This window comes from Nonomuraea sp. NPDC050227 (genome assembly GCF_044459705.1).
Lineage (GTDB): Bacteria > Actinomycetota > Actinomycetes > Streptosporangiales > Streptosporangiaceae > Nonomuraea.
On sequence record NZ_JBITJF010000026.1, the window covers coordinates 1 to 9,443 of the forward strand.

Sequence of the window (9,443 nt, forward strand, 5' to 3'; positions counted from 1 at the left end):
TGGCGGGAGTGGTTCGTCAGCGTTTGGGGGTGTTGGGTGTGGGGGTGGGTGAGGCGTTGCGGATCGCCGCGGTCATCGGCCGCGCATTCGACCCGTCCGTGGTCGCCGAAGTCGGCCCCGCGGAGACGTACGAACTCCTGGACGAGGCCGCCCAGGCCGGAGTGATCGTTCCGCAGGGCACGCGGTTGGCCTTCACCCACGACCTGGTCAGAGAGACCCTCCTGCGCGACCTCCCTCCCTTCCGCAGGGCCGGCATCCATCGGGACCTGATGGCCGCGTTGTCCGCCCGTCCCGGGACCGACGTGGAGACCGTCGCCTATCACGCGGTCGAGGCCGGACCGGCGGCGCGCGAGGACGCGGTGCGTTGGGCGCGGGCGGCCGCCGAGCAGGCGGGCATGCGCCTGGCCTACGAGGAGGCGGCGGCCTGGTGGGCGTCGGCGATCAAGGCGCACGACGCCTCCGGAGGCGATCCGGAGACTCACGTGGACCTGCTGTTGCGGCAGGTCCGGGCGCTGCTGGAGGCCGGGGACGCGGTCGGCGCCCGGCGGGCCAGAGCCGACGCCCTGCGCGCCGCCGACCGGGCGCCCAACCGCCCCGACCTGGCCACCCGCGCGCTGGCCGCGCTGGACGCCCCCGCGCTGTGGACGCTGCGGGACCCGTACGAGGCCGTCGAGCTGCACCTGGTGCACCGCTTCGAGACCGCGCTCGAACGGGCGGGCGACAGGGACGGCCCGCAACGGGCCCGGCTCCTGGCCGGCCTCGCCCAGGAGCTGTACGACGGCAGCGGCGATCCCCGCAGCGACGAGCTCTCGGCACAGGCGGTCGAGATGGCCCGGCGTCTGGGCGACCCGCACCTCCTGATGCGCATGCTGAACGCGCGGCATCTGGCCCTGCCGCAGCCGCTGCACATCCCGGAGCTGATGAAGATCGCCGACGAGCTGCACGAGCTGGCGGCGGATCTGCAGGCGCCGGCGTTCGAGCTGCTCGCCCAGATGATGCACACCCACTACCGCCTGGAGCTGTTCGACGTGGAGGGCGCCGACCGGGCGGCGGCGCGGAGCGAGGAACTGCTCGAACGGCTGCCGCTGCCCTGGCCGCGTTTCCAGCACACGATGTGGCGGGCCAACCGGTTCGCTCTGGAGGGCCGCTTCGACGACGCCGAGACCTTGCGTGCCAAGGCCGGACGCCAGGCCGGGAAGATCGGGGTCTGGCATGCCGGGCCCGCTGTCGCGATGGGGCGCCTGGCGTCGCGCTACCAGGAGGGCACGATCGGGGCGGCGGGATCGCTGATCGACGAGATCGAAGGCATCCATCCGACGATGGACCACGACGCCCGGATCCTCCAGCTGTGCGCCCAAGGCCGCCGCGAGGAGGCGCGTGCCCTCGTCGCCCGTGGCTGGCCTTCGCCGCCTCTCGACTGGTCCTGGCTGTCCACGACCTGCCTGCAGGCCGCCGCCAGAGCGGCTGTCGGCAGCGCCGAGGACTGCCGAGCCGGCCATGCGGCGCTTCTGCCGTACGGCGGGCGGATCTCCACGCTCTCCGCGGTGGTCTGCATGGGACCGGTCGACTGGTACCTGGCCCTGCTCGCCTCGGCGGCCGGCGACCAGGCCACGGCTGCCCGGCACCTCGACGACCTGCGACGGCTGACCGGCCGGAGCGGTCTGCTGTGGTGGCACGACCGTGCGGAGACCGCACTGCGCGCCCTGCCGCCCGCGTAAGATCCGACCTGGCCGAGAGCTGAACGGCACCGGGGGCGTCCGCCTCCGGTGCCTACTCGCCGGCCGGTGCGTACGGCGCGCTTCCGCGAACCCGGCGACGCCCTGATATGTCGCATCAGGGGCCGTGGTCGTCACGCCACCGCTTGGTGGCGATGCCCGCCATGACCACCGACACGACGTCCTGGGCAAGTTTTGGCGTGATGAGCAGGTGCCCGAAGAGCACGCGGTAGTACGTGGTCGAGGCAAGCACGTCCAGCAGAAGATCGATGTCCGCATCGGGCCCGGATGTCACACCGGTCGATGCGGCGACGCAGCGCCGGTTCGCTCGTACCGGCGTGGGTGGCCACCGCCTCCAGCGTGAGGCTGCGGGCCGCCGCCGGCCTTCGACCCCGGCCCCTACCGCTGGCCTCACGCCATGGAATGCGGCATCAACCACCTCAAGCAGAACCGCGGCATGGCCACTCGCTACGACGAGCCACACTGCTGACGGTCATGCGGCCGGACTGGGGCAGTCGCCAAGCCGTGGCCGGCCGCCTGTGCTTCGCCGAGCACCGCCTGGAACTCTCCCTGCCGCAGCTCTGCCTGCACACCGTCACCGCTACGGTCGCCCCCAACTCGGCGCCAGACTCCTTCATCCGCACCACTCCGGCCGATGCGCTCCGCCACCTGGCCGGTCCTGAGCGCACCTCCGAGACGATCGCCCAGCTTCGCCGCCACCTGGTCGCAAAGACGACCCACCCAGCCCCGGCCTCCGAGTCACTGGCGTCAGAGCCACCGACGGCCGGTGAATGTGACGATCCGGAACTGGTCGCCGCCGAACGGGCGATGCTCGCTCAGGCGATGGCCGAGGCCCGCCGCAAGCACGACATGCGGCTCTGGGCCAGGAGTCAGCGCTCCGGCGAGCACCCCGAGGACGTCCCGCACGCGCCGGACGGGTTCGCTGGTGACGATCTCGCAGGAGCATGACAGTCGATCCGCATGTGCCCGGCATGCGGGAGCCAGGGACCGGTCGGAATCGGCAGCGGGGGGCTGGTGCTCTGTCGCCGCCGATAGGAGGGGGCGGATGGGAAGGGGCATTACTGAGACCGTTTCGGCGGACCGCCCGCGGGACGGGGGAGAGCGGCGGTCGTGCCGGGGCGATCAGGGATGTTCGGAGGACAGGGCCAGTAGCGCGGCGGCCAGGGCTCGTCCGCGAGCTGGAGCGTGCTGCGGGTCGCCGAGCCGGATGCGGGTGTCGTGGTGGTGCAGCACGATGGTCCCGTCCGGCTCCCGGGTGACGGTCTGGATGGCGGCGTCGGGCAGTACCACGCCGCTCACCCCGTCGCCGAGGTCGGAGCTCAGGTCGATCGGCTCGGGCAGCGTCAGACTGGCGGCGGCCTGGGCGGTCTCCAGCCGGGTTGCGGTGACAGCCGCCTCCAGCGCCGCGGCGCTTGCCCTGCCGCTCTCGTCGCGAAGCAACTCACGCAGCCGGTCGGCCTGCTCCCGCACCGCGGCGGTCTCGACTCGGGCCTGGGCAGCGGTCTGACGTTCCTCCTCGGCGCGTCCTTCGGCGGTCTCGACCTTGCCCGCCAGTTCTGAGAGAGCCGTGGTTGCGCCGGCCAGCTCTCGCTCGCAGGCGGCGAGTTGCGTCTTCAGGGTGGCCAGCTCGGTGGTCAAGAGGCCGGCCTGCTTCTCGGCGGATTGACGTTCGGCCACGGCCTCATCACGCTGGCGCTGGGCCTCCTGCGCCGCGGTGTCGGCGCTGGCGCGCGCGGCCCTTTCCTGTGCCACCTGATCGCGGGCCTGACGCTCGCGTTCCTCGGCAGTGTTGGCGCGCTGTTCTGCCGTGTCCGCCCGTGCTTCCGCCTTGTCGGCGCGCTCAGCGGCCCGTGCCGCGCGCTCTTCGGCGGCCTGCTCACGTCATCCGATGCGCTTGTGCGCCGGCTGGCTGGCCGTAGTCGGGGCGTCGGTAAGAAACGTGTCATGAGCCCCAAACGAGCGGCTCGCCAGCCCGAAGCCTCTCCAGGACCTGCTTTGATCTTGTGCGAAATCGATCGTTTCTGAGACAACCTGCGGTCACGGCTCGACTCCCGGCGTTCGACCTCGCGACAACGCCTCATAACCCGCGTACGTAATCTATGTTTCAATAGTATCGGGCAAGCCCGTTTATGAGACAATATTCAGGTGAGCAGGATCGGCTACGGGCGGGTGTCCACCCGCGACCAGAACCCCGACAGCCAGCGCGACGCCCTGAGCGAGGCTGGTTGCGACCGGATCTTCGTAGACAAGGCATCGGGAAAGGTCGATCGACGCCCTGAGCTCGACAAGGCGCTGGACTACCTCAGGCCTGGCGACACCTTCGTCATCACCCGCTTGTCGCGCGCCGCCCGGTCGCTGCGCCACCTGTTGGACTTGGCGGCGCAGCTCCGCGGGCGTGAGGTTGATCTCTTGGTGCTCAAGCAGGGCATCGACACCTCCACGCCGGGTGGACGGCTGCAGTTCCACATGTTCGGTGCCTTCGACGAGTTCCTCCGCGAACTCATCGTCGAGGGCACCCTCGAAGGCCTGGCCTCGGCCCGAGCACGCGGCCGCGTCGGCGGGCGGCCCCCGGCCCTGGACGCCCACGGCGTGGAGATGGCCCGCGCGCTGTACGACATGAAGGGCGACGACGGCAAGCGCCGCTACACCGTCCAGCAGATTGCCGGCCGCCTCGGCGTCAGCCGCGCCACCATCTACCGCCACCTCGACCCCGACAAGCCGGTGTCGGCGTAGGAGGAGCACGGTGCTGCCTCCATCACCCACTACCAGGCGCGGAACTGGAATACGCAGTGTCCCAACGAGAGACTCGACGGCTCTCGCGGTATGGCAACGCGGACACGGCCACCCGCCGGTCATGCGCCGCCAGTCACGCCGCCGCCGAGCAGCGCTTTGAGGTCGCTGTAGAACGCGGACCCCGGAGCGACCTGGAAGGGTACGAGGTTCAGCAGCACGCTCCTGGCGCCGCGGCGGTGCAGGCACACGTGGACGGGCGCCCGGCCGGGATAGGTGAGCAGGATCTGCTTCAGCTCCTGCACGACCCGCAGGTTCAGCTGTGCCTCCTGGATCGAGAGCACCACGGGTGGATAGGTGTCCGCCTGGGCGACGTCCAGGATCGCGATCTCCTCGCCGTAGACGCTCATCGTCTCGTCGCGGACGTTGATCCGGCCGCGGACGGAGATGACGCGATCCTCGGCCAGCATCTCGCCGTACAAGGTGTAGGTCTTGGGGAAGATGAGGCACTCCACGGAGGCGTCGTGGTCCTCGAGGGTGACGATCGCCCAGGGGTTGCCCTGTCTGGTGACCTTGCGTTGCAGGCCGGAGACGATGCCGCTGATTCGGGTCACGCCGTCCTGGCGTCCCGAGGCGAGCAGGTCGGCGATGGTGGTGTCGCGGTTGGCGGACAGAACGCCTTCCGCGCCGTCGAGCGGGTGGCTGGAGACGTAGAGGCCCAGCATTTCGCGTTCGAAGGCGAGCAGGGTGGCCTGGTCCCACTCGCCTTCGGGGATCGCGACCGAGAAGGCGCTGCTCTGGCCGGGCTCGCCGAACAACGAGTCCTGGCCGTGCGCCTCGTTCCTCTTGACGTCGACGACCGCGTCCACCGCGGTCTCGTGCACGGCGACCAGGGCTTTTCTGGGGTGGCCCAGGCTGTCGAAGGCGCCGGCCTTGGCCAGCGACTCGACGACCCGCTTGTTGCAGACGACCGCGGGGACCTTGGCGAGGAAGTCGTTGAAGTCGGTGTACGCGCCGTGGGCATCGCGGGTGGCGGCAATTGCCTCGACGACGCCCGCTCCGATGTTCCGCACCGCGCCCAGGCCGAAGCGGATCTCGGATCTGACGGGGGTGAAGTCCAGGCGGCTGGCGTTGACGTCGGGAGGAAGCACCTTGATGCCCAGTCGCCGGCAGTCCGACAGGTAGATGGCCATCTTGTCCTTGTCGTCGCCGACAGAGGTGAGCAGCGCGGCCAGGTACTCGCAGGGGTGGTTGGCCTTGAGGTAGGCCGTCCAGTAGGAGACGAGGCCGTAGCCGGCGGTGTGGGACTTGTTGAAGCCATAGCCGCTGAAGGGGACGAGGACGTCCCATACTGCCTTGACGGCCTCCTCGGAGAAGCCGCGCCCGCGCATGCCCGCCGAGAAGCGGTCCCATTCGGCGTCCAGGACCTCCTTCTTCTTCTTGCCCATGGCCCGGCGCAGCATGTCGGCGGCGCCGAGGGAGTAGCTGGCGAGCTGCTGGGCGATGGCCATCACCTGCTCCTGGAAGACCACCAGGTGGTAGGTGTCGCCGAGGATGGGTTCCAGCGCCTCCTCCAGTTCGGGGTGAATGGGCTCGACCGGTTGCCTGCCGGTCTTGCGCAGGGCGTAGTTGGTGTGGGCGTTCATTTCCATCGGGCCGGGCCGGTACAGCGCGTTCACCGCGGCGATGTCGGTGAACGTGGTCGGCTGCATCAGCTTCAGCAGCACTCGCATGCCGCCGCTGTCCAGTTGGAAGACGCCCAGCGTGTCGCCGCGCGCCAGCAGCTCGTACGTCGCGGCGTCGTCGAGCGGGATCTCCAGGACGTCGATGGCGATGCCCTTGTTGGCGCGGACGTTTGCGATGGCGTCGCCGATGACGGTGAGGTTGCGCAGGCCGAGGAAGTCCATCTTCAGCAGGCCCATGTCCTCGGCCTGGGTGAAGGGGAAGCCGGTGATGACAGGTCCGTTTGTCTTGGGCTTGACCAGGGGGATCACGTCGATGAGCGGCTCGCTGGAGAGGATCACGCCGGCGGCGTGGATGCCGGTTCCACGGGTAAGGCCCTCGATGCCGGTGGCGGCGTCGATCACCCGTTTGACGTCGGGGTCCTGCTCGTACATCTGACGCAGCTCGGCCGCCTCGCCGTAGCGGGGATGGCCGGTGTCGTGAATGGCTGCCAGCGGGATCTCCTTGCCTCCGTCCGCCGCGGGGAAGGCCTTGGTGATGCGGTCGCCCAGGGCGTACGGCAGGCCTAGCACCCGGCAGGAGTCCTTGATGGCGGCTTTGGCCTTGATGGTGCCGAACGTGACGATCTGGCAGACCCGGTCGTCGCCGTATTTGCGGGTGACGTAGTCAATCATTTCGTCCCGTCGGCGGTCGTCGAAGTCGAGGTCGACGTCCGGCATGGAGATGCGCTCGGGGTTGAGGAAGCGTTCGAAGATCAGCTTGTGTTCGATCGGGTCCAGCTGGGTGATGCCTGTGCAGTAGGCGACCATCGACCCGGTGGCGGAGCCGCGGCCGGGGCCCAGGCCGATGCCGTGCTCGCGGGCGTACCGGCAGATGTCGGCGACCACCAGGAAATAGCCGGGAAAGCCCATTGTGTCGATGACCGACAGCTCGTAGTCGATGCGGTCCAGCACCTCCTGCGACGGCCGGCCGCCGTAGCGGCGGCGCGCCCCCTCCAGAGTCTCCTTGCGCAACCAGCTCGACTCGCTGTCCCCTTCCGGTACGGGGAAGCGCGGTGTCAGGTCCCGATGCGCGAACACCTCCCCGTAGTCGCCGACCCGCTCGGCGACCAGCAGCGTGTTGTCGCAGGCGCCCGGCACCTCGGCGTCCCACAACGCGCGCATCTCCGCGGCGGACTTGACGTAATAGCCGCTGCCGCTGAACCGGAAGCGGTCGGTGTCGGCAAGCCGTTTGCCGGTGCCGACGCACAGCAACGCGTCGTGAGCCTGGGCCTGGCTCTCCGTAACGTAGTGGGAGTCGTTGGTGGCCAGCGGCGGCAGGTCCAGCTCCTTGCCGAGTCTGAGCAGGTCGTCGCGGACCCGGCGCTCGATGGCGAGGCCGTGGTCCATCAGCTCCAGGAAGTAGTTGTCCGGGCCGAAGATGTCGCGGTACCGGGCGGCGGCCTCGACGGCCCCGTCGTACTGGCCTAGCCGGAGCCGGGTCTGCACCTCGCCGGACGGGCAGCCGGTCGTGGCGATGATGCCCTGGCCGTGCTCGGCGAGCAATTGATCATCCATACGCGGATATTTCTGGACATGCCCTTCGAGCCAGGCCCGGGACTGCAGCCGGAAGAGATTACGCAGGCCCTGATCGCCGGCCGCCCACATCGTCATATGCGTGTACAGACCGCGCCCGGAGACGTCCCCACCCTCGCCGGTGTCGTCGTCGGAGCGGCGCAACGAGAGGTCGTCGCTGTAGTACACCGGCTTGCGATGGTGTCTGGAGGCGGGTGCGACGTACGCCTCGATGCCGATGATCGGCTTGATCCCCGTCTTGCGCGCCGTCTGGTAGAACTCGTACGCCCCATGCACGTTGCCGTGATCGCTTATCGCCACGGCCGGCATGCCAAGCCGCGCCACCTCCTCCATCAGCAGGCCGACCTTGGCGGCGCCGTCGAGCATGCTGTATTCGGTGTGCACGTGGAGGTGCACGAAGGATCCCACCAGAAACCACACCCCTTGGTTGTAGGCTCGGCCGCGAACGTGAGCATTCGACCCGAGAGCAGGCGTGGTTGTCCAACAATCGACACACCGATAACTCACAACCAGAAGTTGTCATGCAGCCCCCGCTGGACCTAGATCTCGGCGCGGTTCGGGCCTTCGTGGCCCTCACCGAAGACCGGTACTTCAGCGAGGCCGCGGCCCGGCTGGCAATCAGTCAGCAGGCCGTCTCCAAACGCATCGCGAAGCTGGAGTCCGACCTCGGCGTCCGGCTGTTCTTCCGCACCCGTGCCGGGGCCGAGCTCACCGAGGACGGCAGGGCGTTCCTCCATCACGCGCGCTCCCTCGTCGGCCTCGCCGACCAGGCGGTCGACCTGTTGCGCTCCCGACGCCGCGCACTCCGGGTCGACGTCTTGGACACCCGGCTACGGACCGTCGACCTGCTCCGGGCGTTCCACCAGACCGTCGAGGACGTGGACATCGAGATCCTCACCTCGAACGGGCTCAGATCGGCACACGGTGCCCTCACCCACGGATCCATCGATGCGTTCTTCGGCCGCGTCAGGGGGACGCAGAACGAGGAGCTCCGGCACATCCCCGCGTACCTGGAACCAGTGCATCTCCTCGTCAGCCGCGACCACCCCCTCGCCAGTCGGCAGCACGTCGAGATGGAACGCCTGTCCGGATCTACCGTGTGGATGCCTGGCAACACCCCCAGCAGCGAGTGGGCTGACTTCTACAGCCTTCTTGGCAGCACGTTCGACATCCGGATCGACACCTCGGGGCCCGACTTCGGCTGGGAGTACTTCGTGGAGCGGATAGCCTCCGGTGAGCACATCGGTTTCGGCGGTGAAGGGCTGCGATTGCCGTGGCACCCCCACACCATGCAGCTCCCGCTCGTTGATCCAGCGCCCGTCTATCCGTGTTCGCTGCTGCATCACCGGCAGAACCACCACCCGGCGCTAACCCTGCTCACCCGCTTCATCGGGAGCAGCTTCCGGCCGTTCGACCCGGCACGCCAATGGCTGCCGGCCCCCGACCGCGCCGCCTTCGCCGTGGACCCTACCTGAACATCCGGCTGACCAGCGTGGAGAACGCTCGAAGGGCGCCGCGCTCATGACGCAGCACGAGCAGCTGCCCTGACTATTGCCCACCGCCCGGCTGCACGGCGCTCGCGCCGCCGAGGGACAGTCGCTTGGCAACATCGGGTCTGTCTAGATAACGGCTCTGGCCCACTTTCGGTGGTTGCGGAGTGTGATGGTTCGTGTCGGTCCACGGCTGTCTCGGGGGGCTGTGTCAGCGTGACGCCGGTGTG

8 protein-coding genes are annotated in these 9,443 nt (G+C 69.1%); 5 read left to right on the top strand and 3 right to left on the bottom strand.

Features of this window, described 5'->3' with window-relative positions; genetic code table 11:
* Window positions 1-29: 29 nt before the first annotated feature.
* The gene (locus tag ACIBK9_RS51700; protein ID WP_397166799.1) at window positions 30-1,718 is read left to right on the top strand and encodes a hypothetical protein; all 1,689 of its coding nucleotides are present in this window, start codon (window positions 30-32) and stop codon (window positions 1,716-1,718) included.
* A 115-nt stretch (window positions 1,719-1,833) separates the two neighbouring features.
* Here ACIBK9_RS51700 and ACIBK9_RS51705 read toward each other — a convergent pair whose 3' ends face one another.
* Window positions 1,834-1,968 carry a hypothetical protein gene (locus ACIBK9_RS51705; RefSeq protein WP_397166800.1) on the bottom strand — a complete coding sequence of 45 codons (135 nt, stop codon included), beginning with the start codon at window positions 1,966-1,968 and terminating at the stop codon, window positions 1,834-1,836.
* A gap of 242 nt (window positions 1,969-2,210) precedes the next feature.
* On the opposite strand from ACIBK9_RS51705, the gene ACIBK9_RS51710 reads away from it, so the two are divergent.
* Window positions 2,211-2,684 (top strand): hypothetical protein, encoded by a 474-nt coding sequence (locus tag ACIBK9_RS51710; protein ID WP_397166801.1) that lies wholly within the window; start codon window positions 2,211-2,213, stop codon window positions 2,682-2,684.
* Window positions 2,685-2,858: 174 nt separating this feature from the next.
* Here ACIBK9_RS51710 and ACIBK9_RS51715 read toward each other — a convergent pair whose 3' ends face one another.
* A complete protein-coding gene (locus tag ACIBK9_RS51715; RefSeq protein WP_397166803.1) occupies window positions 2,859-3,413 on the bottom strand; it encodes a hypothetical protein in 555 nt (184 codons plus the stop codon).
* On the opposite strand from ACIBK9_RS51715, the gene ACIBK9_RS51720 reads away from it, so the two are divergent.
* Both ACIBK9_RS51720 and ACIBK9_RS51725 read left to right on the top strand, forming a co-directional pair.
* On the top strand, window positions 3,399-3,761 hold the full coding sequence (locus ACIBK9_RS51720) for a hypothetical protein (protein ID WP_397166805.1): 363 nt from the start codon (window positions 3,399-3,401) through the stop codon (window positions 3,759-3,761). The two genes, ACIBK9_RS51715 and ACIBK9_RS51720, sit on opposite strands and share 15 nt — an antisense overlap.
* A 120-nt stretch (window positions 3,762-3,881) precedes the next feature.
* The gene (locus ACIBK9_RS51725; RefSeq protein WP_397166807.1) at window positions 3,882-4,469 is read left to right on the top strand and encodes a recombinase family protein; all 588 of its coding nucleotides are present in this window, start codon (window positions 3,882-3,884) and stop codon (window positions 4,467-4,469) included.
* Window positions 4,470-4,588: 119 nt separating this feature from the next.
* On the opposite strand, the gene dnaE is transcribed toward ACIBK9_RS51725, so the two are convergent.
* Entirely contained in the window at window positions 4,589-8,134 is a 3,546-nt protein-coding gene (gene dnaE, locus ACIBK9_RS51730; RefSeq protein ID WP_397166810.1) for a DNA polymerase III subunit alpha, read from the bottom strand.
* Window positions 8,135-8,244: 110 nt separating this feature from the next.
* On the opposite strand from dnaE, the gene ACIBK9_RS51735 reads away from it, so the two are divergent.
* A complete protein-coding gene (locus ACIBK9_RS51735) occupies window positions 8,245-9,198 on the top strand; it encodes a LysR family transcriptional regulator (RefSeq protein ID WP_397166808.1) in 954 nt (317 codons plus the stop codon).
* Window positions 9,199-9,443: the final 245 nt, after the last annotated feature.

Coding starts and splice junctions, on each gene's coding strand:
- ACIBK9_RS51710 (WP_397166801.1), top strand. CDS start 2,211: ATGCGGCCGGACTGGGGCAGTCGCCAAGCCGTGGCCGGCCGCCTGTGC.
- ACIBK9_RS51735 (WP_397166808.1), top strand. CDS start 8,245: ATGCAGCCCCCGCTGGACCTAGATCTCGGCGCGGTTCGGGCCTTCGTG.